The sequence below is a fragment of the Psychrobacter sp. CX21 genome, from assembly GCF_057396255.1.
Genome location: NZ_JBXYJG010000015.1, coordinates 61,485 through 83,710, shown reverse-complemented (window position 1 = coordinate 83,710; position 22,226 = coordinate 61,485). Strand labels below are relative to the sequence as shown.

At 40.7% G+C, this 22,226-nt stretch carries 14 protein-coding genes, 1 tRNA gene and 1 pseudogene; 10 read left to right on the top strand and 6 right to left on the bottom strand.

Going from position 1 to position 22,226, the window contains the following annotated elements; all coding sequences use genetic code 11:
• Positions 1-57 precede the first annotated feature (57 nt).
• Positions 58-1,272: an IS256 family transposase gene (locus tag AC2SLP_RS09485; RefSeq protein ID WP_486535535.1), complete on the top strand. Its 1,215-nt coding sequence runs from the start codon at positions 58-60 to the stop codon at positions 1,270-1,272.
• A gap of 108 nt (positions 1,273-1,380) precedes the next feature.
• On the opposite strand, the gene AC2SLP_RS09480 is transcribed toward AC2SLP_RS09485, so the two are convergent.
• The 3 genes from AC2SLP_RS09480 to AC2SLP_RS09470 all read right to left on the bottom strand — a co-directional run bounded on the left by AC2SLP_RS09480 (position 1,381) and on the right by AC2SLP_RS09470 (position 10,986).
• Complete coding sequence (locus tag AC2SLP_RS09480; RefSeq protein ID WP_486536427.1) at positions 1,381-4,785, bottom strand: restriction endonuclease subunit S; 3,405 nt, start codon at positions 4,783-4,785, stop codon at positions 1,381-1,383.
• A gap of 532 nt (positions 4,786-5,317) precedes the next feature.
• On the bottom strand, positions 5,318-9,133 hold the full coding sequence (gene metH, locus AC2SLP_RS09475) for a methionine synthase (protein WP_486536426.1): 3,816 nt from the start codon (positions 9,131-9,133) through the stop codon (positions 5,318-5,320).
• Between the two features lie 308 nt (positions 9,134-9,441).
• Positions 9,442-10,986, bottom strand: coding sequence for an alanine/glycine:cation symporter family protein (locus tag AC2SLP_RS09470; protein ID WP_486536425.1), 1,545 nt, complete (start codon positions 10,984-10,986; stop codon positions 9,442-9,444).
• 494 nt (positions 10,987-11,480) lie between these two features.
• On the opposite strand from AC2SLP_RS09470, the gene AC2SLP_RS09465 reads away from it, so the two are divergent.
• The 3 genes from AC2SLP_RS09465 (at position 11,481) to AC2SLP_RS09455 (ending at position 14,461) form a co-directional block, all read left to right on the top strand.
• Positions 11,481-12,092 carry a LemA family protein gene (locus AC2SLP_RS09465; protein ID WP_486536424.1) on the top strand — a complete coding sequence of 204 codons (612 nt, stop codon included), beginning with the start codon at positions 11,481-11,483 and terminating at the stop codon, positions 12,090-12,092.
• 357 nt (positions 12,093-12,449) lie between these two features.
• Positions 12,450-13,676 (top strand): TPM domain-containing protein, encoded by a 1,227-nt coding sequence (locus AC2SLP_RS09460; protein WP_486536423.1) that lies wholly within the window; start codon positions 12,450-12,452, stop codon positions 13,674-13,676.
• Positions 13,677-13,858: 182 nt separating this feature from the next.
• Positions 13,859-14,461 (top strand): TPM domain-containing protein, encoded by a 603-nt coding sequence (locus tag AC2SLP_RS09455; RefSeq protein WP_486536422.1) that lies wholly within the window; start codon positions 13,859-13,861, stop codon positions 14,459-14,461.
• A gap of 113 nt (positions 14,462-14,574) precedes the next feature.
• Here the strand turns inward: AC2SLP_RS09455 and AC2SLP_RS09450 are convergent, their stop codons facing one another.
• Positions 14,575-15,321, bottom strand: a complete 747-nt coding sequence (locus AC2SLP_RS09450; protein WP_486536420.1) for an NAD-dependent deacylase — start codon at positions 15,319-15,321, stop codon at positions 14,575-14,577.
• 111 nt (positions 15,322-15,432) lie between these two features.
• On the opposite strand from AC2SLP_RS09450, the gene AC2SLP_RS09445 reads away from it, so the two are divergent.
• Positions 15,433-15,879, top strand: a complete 447-nt coding sequence (locus tag AC2SLP_RS09445) for a hypothetical protein (RefSeq protein ID WP_486536419.1) — start codon at positions 15,433-15,435, stop codon at positions 15,877-15,879.
• Positions 15,880-16,350: 471 nt separating this feature from the next.
• On the opposite strand, the gene AC2SLP_RS09440 is transcribed toward AC2SLP_RS09445, so the two are convergent.
• On the bottom strand, positions 16,351-16,569 hold the full coding sequence (locus AC2SLP_RS09440) for a hypothetical protein (RefSeq protein ID WP_486536418.1): 219 nt from the start codon (positions 16,567-16,569) through the stop codon (positions 16,351-16,353).
• Between the two features lie 73 nt (positions 16,570-16,642).
• Between AC2SLP_RS09440 and AC2SLP_RS09435 the strand changes: the two are divergent.
• Positions 16,643-16,801 (top strand): annotated as a pseudogene (locus tag AC2SLP_RS09435) (enoyl-CoA hydratase/isomerase family protein); the annotation flags it as partial.
• 569 nt (positions 16,802-17,370) lie between these two features.
• Here the strand turns inward: AC2SLP_RS09435 and AC2SLP_RS09430 are convergent.
• Positions 17,371-17,447, bottom strand: a tRNA-Arg gene (locus tag AC2SLP_RS09430).
• A 420-nt stretch (positions 17,448-17,867) separates the two neighbouring features.
• Between AC2SLP_RS09430 and AC2SLP_RS09425 the strand changes: the two genes are divergently transcribed.
• From AC2SLP_RS09425 to queF, 4 genes are all read left to right on the top strand, one after another.
• On the top strand, positions 17,868-18,512 hold the full coding sequence (locus AC2SLP_RS09425) for a c-type cytochrome (protein WP_486536417.1): 645 nt from the start codon (positions 17,868-17,870) through the stop codon (positions 18,510-18,512).
• 524 nt (positions 18,513-19,036) lie between these two features.
• Positions 19,037-20,002, top strand: a complete 966-nt coding sequence (locus AC2SLP_RS09420) for an ABC transporter ATP-binding protein (protein ID WP_486536416.1) — start codon at positions 19,037-19,039, stop codon at positions 20,000-20,002.
• A gap of 107 nt (positions 20,003-20,109) precedes the next feature.
• Positions 20,110-20,883 (top strand): ABC transporter permease, encoded by a 774-nt coding sequence (locus tag AC2SLP_RS09415; RefSeq protein WP_486536434.1) that lies wholly within the window; start codon positions 20,110-20,112, stop codon positions 20,881-20,883.
• A gap of 359 nt (positions 20,884-21,242) precedes the next feature.
• Positions 21,243-22,112, top strand: coding sequence for an NADPH-dependent 7-cyano-7-deazaguanine reductase QueF (gene queF, locus AC2SLP_RS09410; RefSeq protein WP_486536415.1), 870 nt, complete (start codon positions 21,243-21,245; stop codon positions 22,110-22,112).
• Positions 22,113-22,226: the final 114 nt, after the last annotated feature.

The following is a 22,226-nucleotide window of genomic DNA, read 5'->3' as shown; positions in this document are numbered from 1 at the left end:
GAGACTTTCCCAAACTTTGTGTAACTGCTTATAATCCATAGTAAAGGAGAATAAGCAATGACAAAACAAACAGAACTAAAAAAACTAGCCGAACAAATGGCCAAACACGTTGGCAGCTTTGAAGACATCAAAGCATTTCAAAAAGAGCTCATGCAGTCATTTATTGACACTGCATTAGAAGCCGAGATGGAAGAGCATCTAGGCTATCCTAAGCATGAAAAGGCGGATACCCCAAACAAGCGCAACGGTCACACCAAAAAGACAGTGCGCAGTGACACAGGTGAGATTGAAGTATCTACACCCAGAGACCGTGAAGGAAGCTTTGATCCTGTATTGGTTGCAAAGCATCAAACTCGTATCACTGGGCTCGATGATAAAATCATCATGTTTTACGCCAAAGGCCAGACAACCACTGAGATTGTTGAGAGTATCAAAGATATCTATGACGTTGATATCTCAACCAGTCTCGTATCAAGGGTTACTGACAACATCATAGATGACATCACAGCATGGCAGAATCGTCCACTAAGTAGCTTATATCCTATCGTATATTTAGACTGCATTGTCGTTAAAGTACGTCAAGACAAGCAAATCATTAATAAAGCCATCTATCTGGCCTTAGGCGTCAATCTTGAGGGCAAAAAGGAGCTACTGGGTATGTGGCTATCGGAGAATGAAGGCGCTAAGTTCTGGCTAGGTATTCTCACTGAACTACAAAACCGTGGGGTTCAAGATATTCTTATTGCCTGTGTGGATGGTTTAAAAGGCTTTAGCGAGGCAATTAATACGGTATATCCAAACACACAGGTTCAGCTATGTATTGTGCATATGGTACGTTACTCTATGAAGTTTGTACCATGGAAAGATAGAAAAAAAGTAGCGGCTGGTTTAAAGGCGGTTTATGGTGCTGATACGCTTGAGCTGGCAGAGGCTAGCCTTGAGCAGTTTAATGAGATCTGGGGCGATAAATACCCGCATGTGGTTACCTCTTGGCGCAATAATTGGGAGGGCTTAACCGTGTTCTTTGATTACCCGAAAGACATTAGAAAAGCCATTTATACGACCAATGCTATCGAGTCATTAAATAGCGTGATTCGTACCGCTGTGAATAAGCGTAAGATATTCCCATCTGATCAAGCGGCGTTAAAGGTTGTTTATCTAGCGACTCAGCAGGCGTCTAAAAAGTGGTCGATGCCCATCCGTAACTGGACGTCTGCTCTTAATCGATTTATGATTATGTTCGATGAGCGTGTTAGTAAGCATTTAATCTAAATTGCAGTTACACAGAATTCAGGATGGGCTCTCGCAACTTGTTAATTCTGCCAGTATATCCGCTTCAATCGGGGCTAAACCGCACCCCAAGGCGACGTTAGGTAAAATTTACAAATAGTCTTTAATAATCGTGCGTTTTTTATCTTGGCTATTATCAATAATGGCTTGAGCATCGACTATTTTAGTTTCAAGTAGAATAACTTTATTGATTACTTCGTTTTGTATCTGAATATCAGGTAGCGATAGACTTAAGTTTTTTATTCTTTCAGAAGATGCTCGATGATGACGTGAAAAACGCTCTTGTTCTCCTGCCTTTTGCAATAAGTAAGCAAGATATTTAGGATTTATCTCATCGGTTTGAACTCTAATATAACCACAATGGTCAGTAGGGAAAAAAGGTTGATTCGCAGGTAGGTGATTTACCATCCAATCACCATCAATACCCCATAGCACTGATGGCTGTGTATAATTATCAAAGTACGCCCTATTGATATAACCAAAAGGTTTTAATACATTGGCACTAAAAACGGGTATTAGACCTGATGCAAGAATGTCGCTTATTTCATTTGCTAATAATCTATTGCCTATACCGATAGTAAATTTATCGCTATCATTTAAACGATATTGTGAAGTAGGATTGTTTAAGCTTTCTACAATGATGTTTTCTATATTTGCTACTGAAGAATTAATATTTTCTTGGGCTTGCTCAACCTCTGTATCAACCACTTCACAAGCGTCAACTATTTCTTGTTGAATCTCTAAGGGTGGTATTGGAACTTTGACTCTTGCCATATCATCATTCATAAGTTTAGGGTTTGCAGATTGAACAACATATGGTTTACAGAATATATCAAGCACATTTGAAAGATAGTAATAGTTAACTTTTTGTTCATCAATGATTTTCAAAGTACCGCAAACATTGGTGCAATTAAATTTACCCGTTCTAAAAAAGCAAGTTCCTGCATAGATTCCGTCTGTTGTCCATGTGACGTAGTCTCCTTCGAAGTCGTAGGTGTCTATATAACCCATAACACCATTATCTTTTGTCTGTGACGAATAAACAGGGTATATACCTTTATGCTCATCGATATATTTATGACTAATGACTCTACCACGCCCAAGTTCACACAAATCAATGACTCTTTCAATTCGCCATTTCGTATCAATCTTCAAATCCAGTTTAGGCGTTAAGCTAAATGCTTTAGTAAAATCGACCACCTCAAAATCGAGCATATCCACCAAATTAGCAGTCGTCACAAAGTCTTTCAAAGTCTCAGGTATATCAATATCTTGCTGTAAAAAGTTTTGATTAATTAGACGATTAATCTTAGCGTCATTATCTTTATTATGTGGGTCATATAAAGGCGTATTAATGTTGTCCAAGTTATATAAATTGCTAAGTACTCGTTTGTCCTCTTCATCAAACGCCACCTCGCCACTGTCTTCGTCCACGCTGTCAATCTCGCTGGTGTCTAACGGCACACCGCCTAGATACTTGATACCCTCATTGCCTTTAGCACTGCTCCACTCATAGCCCAAAAATGCTTTCATTGCTTTGGTTTTACTTGGGCTTTTGACGATAACCACAGGTTGAGGGTTTTGGCTTGCTAGCACAAAGTAATAAAGTTTGTCTTTTTCATTATTATGCAAATAGGCAGTTAAGCGTTTATCTAGCTCTTTTCGTTTATCATCAGCTGATAAATCTTTAAAAGATTTGCGTTTTTTCAGGTTTTTAATCTCTGACCATTTATTAAATTCTTTGATATAACTGGTAAAGTAATCTGTTTCAAGCAGAGCTTCACTCGGCACACCTCGCAACAGCGTTTTATACGCATCAGTATCCAAAGATAAGTGCTGACAATAAGCGTCAATCCAATGCCTATCATCAAAAACTGCATTGCTGTCTATTGCGGTGATGTTATTGATTGAACTTGTTGAAATTGGTGCTTGATGAGATATATTAAACCAATGATTAACACGCTCTTCAAAGTGTTTATCTTGGGTTGGTGGTGTGGTCTCTTTACGACGTAAAAATAACGTCACAGTATTTGTACCTGTTTTGCCAAACGTACCACTACCAAACTCGGCAATGGCAACTATATCAAAATATTTAAGTAAGATTTCACGAGTAGCCACATAAACGTTTTTGGCGTTTGAGGTACTACTGGCTTTGCCTTTGGTCAAGATAGAGGAAGGCACGATAATTGATGCAATACCGCCCGTTTTTAAAAGCTGTTTAGCACGCTCGATAAAAAAGGTTTCGATGCTGTTATTAACGGCATACTTTTTTTCGTTTATATAGTTAATTAGTTCGTACTGTTTGCGCTCAAGTGGCGTAAGCGTGTCCAAAAAGCCTTTAACACTGTAGGGCGGATTTGCAACTAACACAGAATAACTGTTGTTCTCGATGGCTTCATTTTTGCCCAACGCATCAGCATAGACAATATTAATGTCATCTTGACCGTACATAAAGGCAGAAACTTTAGCAACTTTAGATAGTCGATACTCTTTTTCGATACCGATGATACTATCGTAATAATCAGATAATTGTTTATCGTCGTCCGCTTCGATGATTGGTCGAATAGTTGAGGCATACTCGTTTAAAAAGTGCCCTGCTCCGCAAGCATAATCAATGACTTTGGGTATGTCTTCGCTATTGGCGATTAATTCATTAAGGGGTAACGACTTCATCAAAAATTTAACAATCGGCATAGGAGTAAAAAACTGCCCTTCAGACTGTTTGACACCTTGATCAAGAAAACCTTCAAACATATCACCCAAAAATTGGTTTTCTTCGGTAGTTTTAAGGCGCATGTCTTGTAGCATTTTAACTATTTTTAATAGTACGTCAGAGTTTTGTTCAAAAAGCCGTTCGTTATGTACGTCGATAAACGCTAAATCATTATTAGTAAAGAATTTTAAACGACGAAACATCGCTTTAATTGCTTTTTGAGTTTCTACAGGGTCATTCTTGTAAAACCTAAAGGCTTCTACTACTTCACTTTCTCGAACGTAGGTGACCTCTTCATCTAAAAACTTTTTCATGCCTTGCTGATATAACGCTTGGAGTCTGTCTTGTAAATCAAAAGGGCTATCGTAGCTAATGCCTTTCCAGTTGAATTTAAGGTCATCAGGATTATTGGTTTCATCAACAATTTTACATAAAAATAAATTGACTAATTTGTCAAAAGCGTTTTCACGTCCAGAAACGTTGTGTTGACGCATAATCGTCGCAAACTCATTGTATTTACCTTGAATATCACGGCTATTAATCGCCTGTAAGTCATTAAGCGTATATTTGTTTTTCCCTATAAAATAAGGTTGTATATCGTCTTCAAACAATCCGCGTGTTGTATAATCGCTTTGATACGTCTGTTTCCATGTATCAACAATATCTTCAACTGCTTTAAGTTTGCTATCGGCATAGGTTAATACAGGCTCATCACTTAATTCTTTAAGTTCGTTAACTAACGTGGCATTGTCGATAAGAGAGATAAGATAATATTTTGACACAACGCTATTGTCTAACCAATCAGAAGCATACAGACAAATAAACTGCGTTGTACTGGTTTGTTTGACATAACTAAAGAGCTGTCCACCATCTTGTAGGGTACGTTGCCAAGCTTTGGTTAATTCGTTACCTGCGGTTTTACATTCAATAATTAATAAGGTGTCATTTTTATTATCTTTAATTAAAATATCTGCACGTCCACCGCTCGCACCGTGACCAAGTTGCCATTTTGGTTCAAGCTCAATGTGTTTTGGTTTATAGCCTTGAGCTAGGAGTCGATGAACACATTCAAAAACGACAAAGTTTTCATTTTGTGAGAAGTTACAGGTTTGCCGTTCATTAACCGTTAAGCCCTCACTTTATGGATAGATAAGTTTTTTTTGTGCAAAATCTACTTGTAGAGTTACGCTATTAGCGTAGCGATTACTAAAAATATCACCTTGCTCATCAAAACCTAGAAATCTAAGTACGTGTTTGAAATTATCTTTATTAATCATTATAAATATCCAATACGAAGCTTGCTTAAAAATACCGTTACAAATTCGGATTCAACCACTTCTCAGCCGTCTGCATATCCCACCCTTTACGCTCAGCGTAGTCCTCTAACTGATCACGCCCAATCTTACCTACATTAAAATACACACTTTCAGGGTGCGAGTAATAAAAGCCACTGACCGAAGAAGCAGGCCACATGGCAAAACTTTCGGTTAGGGTTGTGCCAATGGCATTGGTGGTGTCTAACCAATCAAACAGCTTGCCTTTTTCAGTGTGTTCAGGGCAAGCAGGGTAGCCGGGGGCAGGGCGAATGCCGACGTATTTCTCTTTAATCAACTCTTCATTGGTCAGGCTCTCATTAGGCTGATAACCCCAATATTGGGTACGAATCAAGCTATGCAAATGCTCGGCAAAGGCTTCGGCTAGGCGGTCACAAAGGGCTTGAACCATGATGGCGTTGTAGTCATCGCCTGCTTCTTTGTAATTATCTGCCAGTTCGTGCGCGCCCACGATAGATACGGTGAATCCGCCGAGATAGTCGGTAGTGGTGTCCGATGGTGAGATAAAGTCGGCTAGGCTGTAGTTGGGCTTACCACTGGCTTTGTCAGATTGTTGACGCAAATGCTCAAAGTGATGGGTAGGTTGTCCGCCATCGGTAGGCGCTTTGTCGTACACGGTTAGGGTGTCATCGCCAGTACGACGTGCCGGCATAAGTTTGAACACGCCTTTGGCAATGACTAATTTTTCATCAATAAGTTTGCGTAGTAAATCTTGCGCGTTACCAAATAAATCTTTGGCTTCCTCGCCAACCACATCATCATCAAAGATTTTCGGGTATTTGCCCACGAGTCCCCACGAGATAAAAAAGGGCGTCCAGTCAATGTATGGCAGTAGGTTCTCAATCGGGTAGTCGTCCAAGATGACTTGCCCGAGCGTGTTAGGTACAGGTGGCGTGTAGCTGTCCCAATCAAATTGGAAGCCCTTTTCGATAGCGTCTGCATAGCTCAATTTGGCGGCCTTGGGCTTACGGTTGGCAAGGCGGGCACGAACTTTTTCGTATTCTGCACGAGTCTCTGCAATGAGCTCGACACGGTGTTCTTTGGACAGCAGTTTGGTGACCACACCCACCGAGCGTGAGGCATCGGTGACGTAGATAACCGCATCGTTTTGATAGTTGGGTTCAATCTTAACAGCGGTATGCGCTTTGGAAGTGGTCGCCCCGCCAATCATCAGCGGTAGCGTCATGCCACGCTCTTGCATTTGCTTGGCAACATACACCATTTCATCAAGGCTTGGGGTAATCAAACCCGACAGCCCGATGATGTCGCATTTTTCCGCAATGGCAGTATCTAAGATTTTATCGCACGGCACCATCACGCCCAAATCAACCACATCATAACCGTTACAGCCGAGCACCACGCCCACAATATTTTTACCTATATCGTGCACGTCGCCTTTCACCGTTGCCATCAGCACTTTACCTTTGACTTCGCCCTCGACCTTTTCTTCTTCGATATAAGGATTTAGCCAAGCGACCGATTGTTTCATCACACGGGCAGATTTGACCACTTGCGGTAGAAACATTTTACCGGCACCGAATAAATCACCGACCACATTCATGCCGTCCATGAGAGGACCTTCGATAACGTGTAGCGGTTTGGGGTATTTCAGGCGTGCCTCTTCAGTGTCTTCATCAATATAGGTGGTGATGCCTTTAACTAAGGCATGTTCGATACGTTTTTCGACCGATTGCTCACGCCATGATAAGTCCACCGTGCCGTCGTTCTTTTTACCCCCAGCAACGTAGCTTTCCGCCACATCCATTAGACGTTCGGTGGCGTCTTGACCGCTCTCGCCCTGATTGCGATTAAGCATCACATCTTCAATGGCTTCACGGGCGTCTTTTGGAATTTCGTCGTATACCTCTAACATGGCGGGGTTGACGATACCCATAGTCAGCCCCGCTTTAATGGCGTGATATAGGAACACGGCATTGATGGCTTCACGAATGGGATTACCACGGAAACTAAACGACACGTTAGAGACACCGCCTGAGACCATGGCATTGGGTAAGTTGTCGGTTATCCATTGGGTGGCGTTGATAAAGTCAGCGCCGTAGTTGTTGTGCTCGGGGATACCGGTGGCGACCGCAAAAATATTGGGGTCAAAGATGATGTCTTCACTGGGGAAGCCCACTTCATCGACCAGTACGTCATAACTGCGCTTACAGATTTCGATTTTACGCTCGTAGGTGTCGGCTTGACCGTCTTCATCAAACGCCATAACGATAATGGCGGCACCGTAGCGCATACACAGCTTGGCACGTTCGACAAATTCATCATGTCCTTCTTTTAAAGAGATAGAGTTAACTATCGCTTTGCCCTGCGTGCGTTTTAAGCCTTCTTCGATAATGTCCCACTTTGACGAGTCAATCATTAGTGGTACACGGCTGATATCTGGCTCACTGGCGACGAGGTTTAAGAAATGCCCCATAGCCGCTTTGGAGTCGAGCATGCCCTCATCCATGTTGACGTCGACAATTTGTGCGCCGCCTTCAACTTGATTTAATGCCACCTCTAATGCTTCGGTAAATTCGCCTGTTTTGATGAGTCGTAGGAATTTACGTGAACCGGTAACGTTGGTGCGCTCACCCACATTAACAAATAAGCTGTTTCCAGTGATGTTAAACGGCTCAAGACCAGATAGTCGGCAGGCAGGGGCAATGGTTGGTATTTTGCGCGGTGGATATTTTGCCATCACATCCGCAATCGCTTTGATGTGGCTTGGTCGCGTACCACAACAGCCACCAACGATGTTTAAAATGCCTGATTTACCGAAACCATCTAGCAGAGCGGCAGTCTCTTCGGGCGTCTCGTCATATTCACCAAATTCATTAGGCAGACCTGCATTGGGGTGTGCTGAGATATAAGTATCGGCAACGTCCGATAACGTTTGGATATGCGGTTTTAGCGCATCTGCACCGAGCGCACAGTTAAAGCCAACCGATAATGGCTTGGCATGACGAATCGAGTTATAAAAGGCTTCGGCGGTTTGCCCTGACAGCGTACGCCCTGATGCATCGGTAATCGTACCTGATATCATAATCGGTAATTTAAAACCCAATGCTTCAAACACGCCCGTGACTGCAAATATTGCCGCTTTGGCGTTTAGTGTATCAAAGATAGTTTCAATCAAAATCAGGTCAACGCCGCCTTCAATCAGCGCATAGGTTGCCTCGGTATAGTTGTCGACCAGTTCATCAAAGGTGACGTTACGAAACGCAGGGTCATTGACATCGGGAGATATCGAGCACGTACGCGACGTAGGACCAATCACGCCTGCCACAAAACGGGGCTTATCTGGATTTTGAGCCGTAAACTCATCGGCAGCCTCACGAGCAAGTCGTGCCGCCTCACGGTTAATCTCCGGCACCAGATATTCCATGTCATAATCTGCCATCGAAATCTGCGTACCGTTAAAGCTATTGGTCTCAATAATATCCGCACCAGCATTTAGGTGGTCAATATGAATCTCTTTGATCATTTGCGGCTGGGTCAGTACCAGCAAATCATTATTACCCTGTACGTCTTGCTCAATATCGGCAAAACGTTCGCCTCGATAATCCGCCTCTTGTAGTTTATAGGTCTGAATTTGGGTGCCCATTGCGCCATCGAGCATTAAAATACGTTTATCAAGCTCGGCAACAATGCGTGCGCGAGCGGTAAGCTGCTTGTCTTTAAATGGCAACTCGCTCGGCAGAACAAGGTTAAAATTATCGGGGTTGTGCTGTTTGTGTGTTTTGTCTTTAGGAGCAGCGTTGTCTAGGTTATGTTCAGGATGTGCACAGGTCGTCATAGGGCTTTCTTATAAAAAGTAAAATATTAGTAAAATAGCGGCTCAATAGGGGCAATAAGGTCTTATTTTATATACGCATATTAAAATTGATAAAAATAGTATTTATAAACTACTAGTTTAGCATATTAAGCGTTCCTGCCGCATTTGAGTTATATATTTGCCTATTTTGATGATGTCTTGTGATATTCATATAGGATCAGGCTAGAGGTAAAATTATTCATGCAAATAACAAAAAGCCCAATATATTAATAATGGGCTTTAAAACGATTTGAATATTCTGATTTAAAACATGTTTAATAAATTAAGTATTATAAAACATCTTTACGCTTAGCAGCTTCCGCTTGTTTATGACGCTCCTCCCAGTAAGTGGCGTTTTTGATGCCAAACTTAGCAGGATCAAACACAAAGCGCTTAGCAGTCGTACCGCCGCCTGCTTTGAGCTGTGCTTCATAATCCTTAAGAATATCAAGTGCAGGACGAGCCACAAAGAAAATAATAATAATGCCGATAATATTTAACCAAGCCATTAAGCCAACACCAACATCGCCAAGACCCCAAATGTAGCCTGAAGTATTTAGCGCACCATAGGCCACCATAAACATAATGACAATTTTAACGGCGAATAAGCCGCCCTTGGTTGCACTCTTACCACCAAATCGCGTTAAGTAAGAGATGTTAACTTCAGCAATATAGTAGTAGGCCAAAATAGTAGTAAAAGCAAAGAAGAATACAGCAACTGCAATAAAGGTATTACCAAATGTACCGTAAACAGATTCCATCGCCATTTGCGTAAATGATGGAGAGCTTATAGCTGTATCCGCAGCAACGTTTTGAACTAAAAATTCACCGTCTGGTAACTCACCTTGGATGTTATACATATTAGTCGACAAAATCATAAAGGCGGTTGCAGAACAAACCAATAAGGTGTCAACATATACTGAGAACGCTTGTACCAAACCCTGCTGAGAAGGATGATCAACAGAGGCCGCCGCCGCAGCATGTGGTCCTGTACCTTGACCAGCCTCATTTGAGTAAACGCCACGTTTAACACCCCAACCAATAGCAGCACCGAAGCCAGCTTGTGCGGTGAAGGCATCGCCAATAATCATACCGAACACTTCAGGCACCATGCTAAAGTTAGTAAACATAATAAGCAGTGCGAGTATGATATAACCTAGCGCCATAAAAGGTACGGCATATTCGGTGAATTTGGCGATACGCTGAATACCACCAAAGATGATAAAACCAAGCACGGCAAGGATAATAACAAGTGCAATAATACGGGTAGAGCCGACTTCCATACCAAACAAGTTCATGGCAGAGCCTTCACCAGCAACTTGTGCGACGGCGTTAACCACACCGTTCGCCTGAACGCCTGGTAAGAAAATACCACAAGCAATGATCGAGGCAATCGCAAACAAAATGCCATACCATTTTTGACCCAAAGCTTTTTCGAAGTAATAAGCGGGACCACCGCGGTATTCACCGGTGACAACATCACGTTCTTTATAAATCTGACCAAGCGTTGATTCTACATAAGCAGTTGAAGCGCCTAAAAAAGCTACAACCCACATCCAAAATACCGCACCTGGACCACCGAAGCCGATGGCAGCGGCAACACCTGCAATATTACCCATACCAACACGACCAGCTAATGAAACTGCTAAAGCCTGAAATGAGGATATACCATCGTTATCAGGTTTACGTTTAAATAAAAGACGAATCATCTCGCCAAAAAGACGAACCTGAACAAAACGGGTTAAAATTGAATAAAATAAACCTGCGCCTAAGCACAGATAGATGAGCGCTGGGCTCCAAATAATGCCATTTAAAGCACTAACAATGCCTTCCATAGTTCTATCCTAGTGTAGAAAATTGAACGGGTCTGGAATGTTCAACTAAATTAAATCACATAGGTGTACAGCGCTTATTTAATTAATAGAATCTAAAAAAACCCATCAATGCAATTAGATAAACACAAACACCACTCGAAATAAACCTGTGTCAATGTAAGAGTATTTGTTCAAATGTTACACAAATTTACCACTACGTAACTTTAATTTGCCACAAAAAAAACTAAAATGCCAGATTATTTTTTAAATTAAATATGGTTATATCAGTTATTTTGTATAGATTTAAAGCTATAAAAACATCATCAAACTTAATAAACACCTGCTTATAAGGTTCATGATGAGTAAAGCTTAGTTAATTTTACAATTTATTCAGTGGATAGGGTTTTGAGCATAATATTGATATCCAAAATTTACAGTCCCTATATTTACTATTAGTACTCATTAGCGTTAAGTTCACTTTAATATTTTTAGCTTAAGATTTGGAGAAATTTAATATGACACGTCAATCAATTTTAAAACCATTAATGCTATCTATCGCCATCGCTACTTCTGCGGTTAGCTTATCCGGCTGTGGATACAACAATCTTCAAGCTCAGGACGAGCAAGTTACCGCAGCATGGTCTGAGGTGGTTAACCAATATCAGCGCCGTGATGATTTGGTACCTAACTTAGTTAAAGTTGTGAAGCAATATGCGGATCAAGAGCAAGAGGTGTTTACCCAAGTTGCTGAAGCGCGTTCACGTGCGGGTAGTATCCAGCTAACACCAGAGGTGTTAAATGATCCTGAAGCGATGGAGAACTATCAAGAAGCTCAAGCGCAGATGTCAGGCGCCTTGTCTCGCTTGATGGCAGTATCAGAGCGTTACCCAGAGCTCAAATCAGATAGATTGTTCCAAGACTTGCAAGCACAGTTAGAAGGTACTGAAAACCGTATTACCGTCGCTCGCAACCGTTATATTGAGCAGGTACAAGGTTATAATACAACAGTTCGTCAATTCCCAACTAATATTACTGCCAAAGTATTTGGTATGGACACCAAGCCTAATTTTACAGTTGAAAACGAAGCAGCGATATCGACTGCACCAGAAGTTAATTTTGGGGAATAACCTGCTTGTACAAATAAACTAATGCAAAGGTTGGTTTTAATTTAAGAGTGAAAAGAGGTAGTCTAACAATTAGACAAATTTATAAAGTAATACGCGTTATTAGATAGAACTTGTTTGTATAACCGATATTACAAATGCATTGTACTACCTCCTTTTTACTCTATATATGATCAAGCGTCTAACCTTAAAGTTGGTCTTAACTTAAAAAAACTTTTTCATTGAGCTAATTTTAAAAGCATATTATTACTGTAGACACTCATTGATAATGTTCACTGAGTCTTGGCTTCAAGTCAATACAGTTATTCATATACTAGTTTTATGGTAATGGCATTATAATTTTAGGTGGTAACGATTAATATGCAAAACTTAAAGCAACGCTTGTCAATCATTACATTAATAGGCGCTAGTTTGTTTGCAATGCCTTTAAGTTATGCTGACACTGCGACGGCGACTGCAAATCAGAGCGTAGATAATGTAAACACTCTAGATAACACAAATAACTCTGGCGTACAGTCAAGCCAAAGTGTCGAAGATTTGATTGCAATTACCCAAGCTGGTAGACAGAACGAAGCAATCAATGATGCTGTGCTAGGCAATGAAGCTATTAGAGACAACCTGCCTAACCTGTCCGAAATTGGAGAAGCTTCTACGGATGATGTTAATTCATCAACTGGAGTAGCGGTGGATAGTCCTGCGCCGCGTCAGTCTACGGCGCAGAGTGTCGATAATGATAAATTAATCCTTAACTCGCCTGTCGTTGATCAAGCCAATATTTTATCCCCTCAAGAAAAGCAAGTTCTCAGTCAACGATTACGCAATATTTATGATCAAGGATTAGCGCAAGCGGCGTTAGTTACCGTACCATCGACCAATGGTATGGATATATTCCAGTATAGTCTGGAGGTTGCCGAGCGCTGGGAGTTAGGGGAGGCCGCAACCGACGATGGATTGCTCATATTGGTGGCAGTAAATGATCGAGATGTCTATATACATTCAGGGTATGGGCTTGAAGGTGTGCTGCCTGATGCTGCCCTTAATCGTATTATAGATGAGGATATCACACCCTTTTTTAAGCAGGGTAATTATGCCGGCGGTCTTATAAAAGGAATTAACCGTATTGAAGAGCGGTTAGTGGCTGATCCAGATATATTAGCCCAATCTGATGAACTCGTAAAAGAGCGCCAACGAGGTCAAGCCATGGATGCAGAGGCGCCCTCATTATTTGGCACTTTAATTATTGCGTTTATTTTTGGTATGTTTTTGACGTCAGTTTTTGGTCGTATATTAGGCTCTTTATTCGCTACAGGTGGCTTTATATTAATGTCCCTGAGTAGCGGTGGCGGATTTATCACGACTCTATTTTTAGCCTTTTTCTTATGGCTTTTTCTAATTTCTCGCGGTGGCGGGAAAGGCGGTGGAAGAGGGGGCCGTGGTGGCGGTCGACGTGGCGGAGTTGTTTTCTTCCCAGGTGGCGGATTTGGCGGCGGCTTGGGTGGTGGTGGCTTCGGCGGTGGATTTGGTGGTGGCGGCTTCGGCGGCGGCGGCGGCGGTTTTGGTGGTGGCGGTGCTGGCGGGTCGTGGTAGTGATCACAATCATATGCATACAGCGAACATATGCTAACAGCGAATCGCTCATATGTGAACAGCTTAAAGGCTAACAAGCCATGTTCGTACAACCATACCAATGAACCACATATTTATTGTTTATAAATTAAGTAAACGCTAATCACATTGAAGTAGACTCTAGGCTTAAGGTAACGCGAATTATGCAACACCCATCACAGCAATCACCAAATCATCAAGATAACAACTCTGATGTTCCCTTAACGCATCCTAATATTGCTGAGGGACATGACGTGGTTAGTGAACCTAGCTTTTTTAGGTGGTGGCGACAAGCATTGTTTGTACCTATATTACATAATCGCTGGGTTTCAAATGAGGCTCTATCGCGATTAACTGCAAATGTCGCACAAGCTGAAAAAGGTCACCGTGGCGAAGTTTTCTTAATTATAGAGAATCATATTCCGATAAATATGGCATACCGCATTGGTAGCCGTGAGCGTGCGATAGATCTGTTTAGTTTGTACCGTGTTTGGGATACAGAAGAAAATACAGGCGTGCTCGTGTACGTTAATATCTGTGAGCATACCCTCGAAATTGTAGCTGATAGGGGTATCAACTCCCATGTAAGCCCAACGGTATGGCAAGCGATGTGTGACAAAGCCATAGCGGGAATGTCAAAAGGTAATGTCGAAAAGAGCCTATCGGACTTACTAGAAGAGATTGGTCAATTACTAAGACAGCACTATCATCTTGAGCATGATCCAGAAGGTAATGAATTATCAGATACAGTTGTATTTCTAAAGTAGTTATCAATAACGAAAAGTAGCTCTCAGAAAGCAGCTATTAAATTGTCACTATATCTACAAGCTGTTATTTATAAACAGATATCTATAATAAATAGTAATTTATAAACGAATACCTATAAGCTTTCTACCAATTTAGGCAGTACTTCGCCTGCTTTACCTTCTAGAACCACATCTATTATAGGATTTTGAGTGGGATTTAAATTAATCTCGATAAGTTTAGCACCGTTTTGTTTTGCTACTTGTGCTAATCCTGCTGCAGGATATACCAAACTTGATGTACCAACACTTATAAATACATCGCAGTGATTAACTGCATGTTCGGCAAACTGCCATTCATCTTGTGGAAGCATTTCACCAAACCAAACAATATCTGGGCGAATGTTCCCGCCACATTCAGGACAACTAAAAAGTTGTTCGTTGTCGTAATCAATAGGTGCATCATAAGCTTTATGACAGTTACTACACTTATTTTTCCATAGATGGCCATGTAAATGGGTAGCTTTCGCTCCTGCTTGCTCATGCAAGTCATCAACGTTTTGAGTAACTAAATAGACAGTCTTATCATTTGTATCAGCCCAGGTCATCAAGTCCGCTATTGCGTAATGAGCGGGGTTAGGCTGCTTGTCCTTTACCAATCCGCGTCGCCACTGATACCAGGTCCAAACCATTTCAGGATTACGCTCAAAAGCCTCGATGTTGGCTAAATCCTCGGCACGATAGTTCTCCCAAAGTCCAGTTTGCTTATCACGAAACGTAGGAATGCCACTTTCTGCGGATATTCCCGCACCTGTTAATATACAAATGCGCTCTGATGTGGCTATAATGTCAGTAGCGGTATGATGATTAGATAAGTTATTCATAATGTACTTAATGTCATAAAATTTGGTATAAATGAATTAAAGCAGTTTTTCATTTATTAGTTGTCTATTTAATAACTGTCTATTTAATACAGTAACAGATTTGGAGGCGTCATGAATCATGAATTTAGTGGAACCCTGTTACTGAGTATTATCTTAGTTACTTTGATTGTGTTGTTCACATTGGCATTAATTAAAAAGCCAAAACTTAACAATTTCAAGCGTTCAAGTGGTTTAAAGAATACTAAGAACGCTAAATCTGCATCATCTGCATCGCCAAAATTTAGAAGTAAAGTGGGGGAGTTTAGTAAAGCTTCGAATACCCAATTAAAAACCTTAAAAAAACGCGTAGTCAATTTATTTCCATCTTTGAATGCGACCGTCAAGAATCATCATTTGATGCTAAAAACTGGCTCTAAAAAAGTTGCGATGCTAACACTGGATAAAAACGCAGCATTGGGTCGTCGTAAGCTTGGTGATATAACAGTGATTAACTTTCATAGTATGCCAAGTAAGGATGAGCTTAAGATTGAGTTAATTGGCATGGTGAATACGCCTTAGCTTTTAAATGTACTAAAAAACTTTGGCATAAACTTACAAGCTTAAAGTTCTTTAACGTCGAATTAATTCAGGTGTCATGTACAAATTGAATTGAATTGCACATGAAAAATAAAAAAGCTTTGAAGCCACACCTCTATGAGGTTATTCAAATTCGCAGGCTTGATAGCTTTATAACCTAGGGCGTGTCCCTATTTGCAAATGAAATAAGTTATGGTCTAAAAATGGCTATACTTTCTCCAAACTATGTTTAATTTCTAGCTAATATGCCTATATTATCTTCGAAATTATTCGTGTTTGACAAAAACCTATCTCATTTTTAGCCACATAATCCAAATAGGGACACACTCTAATCATTTTTAAATATTAGGCTAAGCGTTTTAATGATTTGCAGAGGCCGTTAAATAAAACATGAAAGAAAACTTTAAGGTAAATATTGTTACTGTACTTCATCTTTAAATACGACCCTCAAACTTACACTTCACAAGCCGCACTAGCAGATTTTGTTGCTTCATAAGTGCCTTCAGCATCCAGTCCTAAATCACTCACATTCTTTAGATATTTTTCGGTGCCTTCGATTAAGGGTTGTTTCCACTCAGGATCGTTTATAGACGAAATTGCGACACTGAGTCCAAAACAAGCCTTACTTGATGCTCGCATGGCAGCATGGCGCCGAATTAGGGAATGCAACACTCCCTTAGCGGCTATTGAAGGTTATTGTCATGGCGGTGGTATGGAGTTATTGTTCTCTTGAGATTTAGCAGTAACACATACTGATGCAAAGTTTGGCCTGCCAGAGCTCAAGTTAGGCATTATACCTGGGGCAGGGGGCACGCAAATTCTGCCTAGATTGATTGGTAAAAATAGAGCAGCGCGGATGGTTTATACAGGGGAGATAATGCCAGCATCCAAAATGTATGATTGAAGCGTAATGATAGACTTGTGTGATGACAATGTGTTGGAGCAAGCGAGGACGATCGCTACCAAAATTGCTAGAAATGCCCATTTGCAATCAGTCAAGCTAAACGATCCTTGAACAATTCGGTATAAATGGGGTTAGAGACAGCCATGAATTTTGAGCGTCAAGCCTTTTCGCTGCTGGCTTCTACTGAAGACAAAGCAGAAGGCATAAGTGCATTTAAAGAAAAACGTCATGCTATATTTAAAGGCAAGTAGGTGTATAGGGTTAGTGGGTTCAATAGGTTTATATCCGTGATAGGTGTTGTGTAAATATACCCCACAATAACTTATTACAATAAAATGTAGGCTGATTTTTAGCCCATCAAAACTTATTTTTTAACCAAATATGCTGAGCTAAAGCCACTGCTTAGCAAAGAGTTGAGGGAGAGGAAGGTATTTATCTATCAATTTATCTATTTATTTATTTGTGTTATCTCTCTACACCATTATCGACTCAATGTATGGACACGTGAACAAGAGGATATAAGCAAACAATAGAACGTAGTTAAATAAATAGGATGAGAAAATTTATAATGGTGCGCTTGGCGGGAATCGAACCCACGACCCTCGGCTTCGGAAACCGATACTCTATCCAACTGAGCTACAAGCGCATGATTTGAGCCGTGTAGTTTACCAAAACTCTGTCATAAAACCAATGTTAACCTTCGATAATACTTAATTAACATAACCCGTAGGTATTGGATGCAAGCTTGACTATGTTTTGCTACATTATCGGGTTATACAAGTTAGTCTTAAAAAATAGTGATCGACTAAATAGAGTTTAGTAGAGTTTTTTATACATTTTAATAAGAAGATATTTGGCAATTTTATCTTTTGTCGAAAGAGTCACTATACAAATATGGCTTTTAAATGCTATTTACCCTTATAATATTAGGGAAAAGAGCTTATGATACTTAGTTATTAATAATTTTTGATTACTTCTTCTAATCAAACGCGACTTTCCAGGCCTATTAACTACTTTATTTGGTAGATTATCCCAGAAATGTTGCTCTAAAATGAGATTGTGACGCATGAAAAAAATCGCGATGCTAACCGCCGCTGCTATCCTTGGTCTATCTAGTTATTCTATGGTTCAAGCGGACGATCTGGTCGAACTTCCCACACAGTCTGAAGAAGTTGCTGATGTTAAAGGCACGGCAGCCATTTCTTCTAATAGTGAAACTAATGAAGCTACTGACGAGGCGGCAGTCACTGGTGATGTAGAAGCTGACCAAGAAGTTGCCGCTGAAGCTACTAAAGAAGCCGAAGCTGAAGTTCCTCAGGATCCACCGCATGTTCAAAAACTAATTGCTCTATATCCTAACTTAATTGATCGTATACGCCCTTATGGCAACGTTTGTTTTGCTGGTGATAGAAACTGTGATATTACCCTAGTCTCAAGTTCAGCGGGTTCTGCGGATGATCCTCGCGATGGTGAAGCGGTTTATAATGCGGTATGTCAAGCCTGTCATGCAACGGGTGTAGCCGGTGCGCCTCCTATTGGTGATAGTGGCGCTTGGGGACCTCGTATTGCTAAAGGCACAGACACGCTTTATGATCATGCTATAAATGGGTTCCAAGGTGAGAGCGGTAATATGCCGGCACGTGGAGGTGCGGACATTCCTGATGAAGAAGTTACCAATGCTGTGGACTTCATGATAGAACAGTCTAGTTAATAACTCCTTCATCTTTACCGTTGTTATACTGAACTTAACCTAGGTGATTTATTAATAACGATAAGATAGGGCATTAGTGGCTGTACCCAAGTCAATAATCAATCAAGGTACTTACTTTATGGTAAGTGCCTTTTTGTTTATTGTTTAAGTTCTTTTAATTTGGATTTTTTAGGTTCTAGTTCTTTACTCAAGTTATTCAGGTTCAAATAATACTTATTTAGATGATTTGATTTAAAGTCTGTGGCTTAAATTTTTGTACGTATAGCTGATTAGGGATTTAATTATTTGGCGTTGTACTAATCTTATAAACGCTAAGGTTTAATTCGGTAATTTTATCTCCATATACCTCTCAACTCGTATAACATCACTACAAACAGTTAAGACGTTATGCGGACACTATGAGTGTCAAGCGACTTAGTTTTGAGCAAATTGTCATTGTGAACAAACATCAATTTAGAGCCATTAGCCATTTAGAGCGAATAAAAAGATAACATTAACAAACAACTTTCTGAAATAGGGATCCCATGACTCATTCTACGCCTGCCTTAGAAGTTAAGAACCTAACCAAAGTCTATGGAAATGGCTTTGCCGCCCTTAAAGATGTCAGTCTAACGGTGCCTCAAGGCGGTTTTTTTGCTTTATTGGGACCCAATGGCGCTGGTAAATCCACCATGATAGGCATTATTAGCTCATTATTTAAGCCTACAGAAGGTAGTGTGTCTATCTTTGGTACAGACTTGTTAACACAGCCCTCTATTGCCAAACAGTATTTAGGTATCGTGCCGCAAGAGTTTAATTTCAATCAGTTTGAAAAGGTACAAGACATACTGCTTACCCAAGCAGGTTACTTTGGAATCGCCGCTAAAGACGCTAAGCCTAGAGCCAAAAAGTTATTAACTGCTTTGGGTCTTTGGGATAAACGTGATAACAAAGCACGGGAGCTTTCAGGTGGTATGAAACGGCGGTTAATGATTGCTCGTGCGCTTATTCATAAGCCAAGATTACTCATTTTAGATGAGCCTACTGCAGGTGTAGATATCGAGCTGCGGCGTTCGATGTGGGACTTTATGCAGCAGATAAATGAGGAAGAAAATACAACCATCATATTGACGACTCACTATTTAGAAGAAGCGGAGCAATTGTGCCGCCGAATTGCGATTTTAGATCATGGTGAGATTCGTATTAATACGGAAATGAAGGATTTATTAGCGCAATTGTCAGTTGAAACTTTTGTTCTTGATTTGCATAAACCCTACACTAAAACCATAGAGTTAACCGGCATAACCGCCGTCACCCAACCCGATGAGCAAACTATTGAAGTCACCCTCACCGAAGGGGAGTCATTAAATAGTGTGTTTAAACAACTTAGCCTGCAAGGGGTTGAAGTATCGAGTATGCGAAATAAAGCCAACCGTCTTGAAGAGTTGTTTATGCGTTTGGTCGAAAAAGGGGTAGAAGGTAAGGACAGTATGAAGGAGGCGGGACTATGAGTGATTTGCAACGTAATGCATTAAATGAAGATACATCAAACGTAAATACAGTAAACAAAAAGACAGCAAACGAAGATACAGTACGTAAGCCTAACGACAATGAAGGCTTGAGCTTGTCGCAAAAGTGGATTGCTTTTCGCACCATTCTTATCAAAGAAGTTCGGCGTATTTTACGGATCTGGCCTCAGACGTTGCTGCCCCCAGTGATTACCATGAGTCTTTATTTTGTAATTTTCGGCAAGATGATAGGATCACGTGTCGGTGAAATGGGCGGCGTGCCTTACATGCAGTTTATTGTCCCCGGTCTTATTATGATGTCAGTCATTACTAACAGTTACTCAAACGTGGTCTCTAGCTTTTTTAGTGCAAAATTCCACGGCAGCATCGAAGAGCTGTTGGTATCACCTGTGTCCAAGCATTCTATATTGTTAGGTTATATTAGTGGCGGTATCTTTAGAGGGTTAATGATCGCGTTGATCGTTTCTATCGTTGCTCAGTTTTTCACCCAGCTGGGTATAGAGCATTTTTTCATAATGCTATTTACAGTCATTGGCACCTCAGTGTTATTTTCATTAGGTGGGTTTATTAATGCGGTATTTGCGCGTTCATTTGATGATATCTCTATTATTCCAAGCTTTGTACTGACACCACTGACGTACTTAGGCGGTGTGTTTTATTCTTTAGAGAATTTGTCTTCATTTTGGCAAAACGTATCGTTATTAAACCCAATAGTTTATATGGTTAACTCTTTTCGCTATGGAATATTGGGTTATTCTGATGTGAATGTGTGGTATTCCATGTTTGCTATTTTTCTGTTTTGTCTTATTTTTTACGTGATCGCTTATCGTCAGTTACAAGATGGCTCACGCATTAGGTTGTAACTTTAACTGTATTTTGCACTTTAGAATTTATAACAAATACGTTTAGGGTCTGTTGAACATTCAAATATTAGGACTGCTGATAGCTAAAATTGTTCCAGACTAGGCGTAAATCGTCGATAATGCCCGAAGCGTATTGGACCATAGCTAGGGTTACAACAACGTTTGGGACAATTTTAGCATCAGCCCTGCGGGGCGGGTATATTTTTTGCCAATATATTGCGAAATTTTTTAACTTAGAATGACTAAGCGTCAAAAATTTCCCTGCATATTGCCTAAAAAATAGCCACCGCCAGTTCCACATTTGAATGTTCAACAGACCCTAATAACATCCATATTCGATATCTATTGTAGGAATTTTTATGAGTATACATGGCGTATTAGGAGAGAGCACAAGCTACCCGACCACTTATAAGCCAGATACGCTTTATGCCATACCCCGATCTAAAGGCCGAAATGAAATTAACTGGCATTCCAATCAGCTTAAGCAAGGTGTTGATTGGTGGCATGCTTTTGAAGTGTCTTGGCTTAACAATCAAGGCGTGACGCAGGTTGCTATTGCAAGATTTACCATTCCTGCGAGTTCTACTAATATTGTAGAATCCAAATCTTTAAAGCTTTATCTCAATAGTTTAAATTTCACTAAGTTTGCGAGTTGGGAAGCTGTTGAACAAACCATTGCAAGCGATTTGTCAGCTTGCGTTGAAGACGCTGTCGATGTGGATTTGTTTCATCCTGATACGATTAGCAAAGATGATCCGCATCATTCAGGCTTCTTGATAGCCCATCCGCAGGGTGAATGCATTGATGATGCTTTAGATGACACAGATATAGAAGTCGAACTGGTTGAACATCCAGATGTTAGCTTACTTAAAAGTCAGGATGGTAACGTGGGCTCAGAAGTAATTGAGTACGAATGGTATTCAAATCTTTTACGCAGTAATTGCCCGGTGACCAATCAACCAGATTGGGGTACGTTAGGCATTAAAATGACCTCTAAAAGTACAATCGATAAAGCAAGTTTACTGGCATATATTCTAAGCTACCGTCAGCACAATGGCTTTCATGAGCAGTGCGTTGAACAAATTTTCAGCGATTTAACCCAAATATATGTTCCAGAAAATTTGATAGTACGTGCTTGGTATACACGCCGTGGTGGTATAGACATCAATCCTTGTAGAGTCAGTGATATGAATTTACTGCCATTACCGAGTCGGTTGGTACGCCAGTAGGTTAGACGATTTAGCCACTCATTCGTTTTAGACCCTAGCGTCTGAGATTAGACCCTAGCGTCTGAGATCAGACTCTAGTGCCTTAAAAGAGTCAATAACGATACCGATGCGCTC

Coding starts and splice junctions, on each gene's coding strand:
- AC2SLP_RS09460 (WP_486536423.1), top strand. CDS start 12,450: ATGCAAAACTTAAAGCAACGCTTGTCAATCATTACATTAATAGGCGCT.
- AC2SLP_RS09420 (WP_486536416.1), top strand. CDS start 19,037: ATGACTCATTCTACGCCTGCCTTAGAAGTTAAGAACCTAACCAAAGTC.
- AC2SLP_RS09425 (WP_486536417.1), top strand. CDS start 17,868: ATGAAAAAAATCGCGATGCTAACCGCCGCTGCTATCCTTGGTCTATCT.
- AC2SLP_RS09450 (WP_486536420.1), bottom strand. CDS start 15,321: ATGAATAACTTATCTAATCATCATACCGCTACTGACATTATAGCCACA.
- AC2SLP_RS09455 (WP_486536422.1), top strand. CDS start 13,859: ATGCAACACCCATCACAGCAATCACCAAATCATCAAGATAACAACTCT.
- AC2SLP_RS09445 (WP_486536419.1), top strand. CDS start 15,433: ATGAATCATGAATTTAGTGGAACCCTGTTACTGAGTATTATCTTAGTT.
- AC2SLP_RS09470 (WP_486536425.1), bottom strand. CDS start 10,986: ATGGAAGGCATTGTTAGTGCTTTAAATGGCATTATTTGGAGCCCAGCG.
- AC2SLP_RS09485 (WP_486535535.1), top strand. CDS start 58: ATGACAAAACAAACAGAACTAAAAAAACTAGCCGAACAAATGGCCAAA.
- queF (WP_486536415.1), top strand. CDS start 21,243: ATGAGTATACATGGCGTATTAGGAGAGAGCACAAGCTACCCGACCACT.
- metH (WP_486536426.1), bottom strand. CDS start 9,133: ATGACGACCTGTGCACATCCTGAACATAACCTAGACAACGCTGCTCCT.
- AC2SLP_RS09465 (WP_486536424.1), top strand. CDS start 11,481: ATGACACGTCAATCAATTTTAAAACCATTAATGCTATCTATCGCCATC.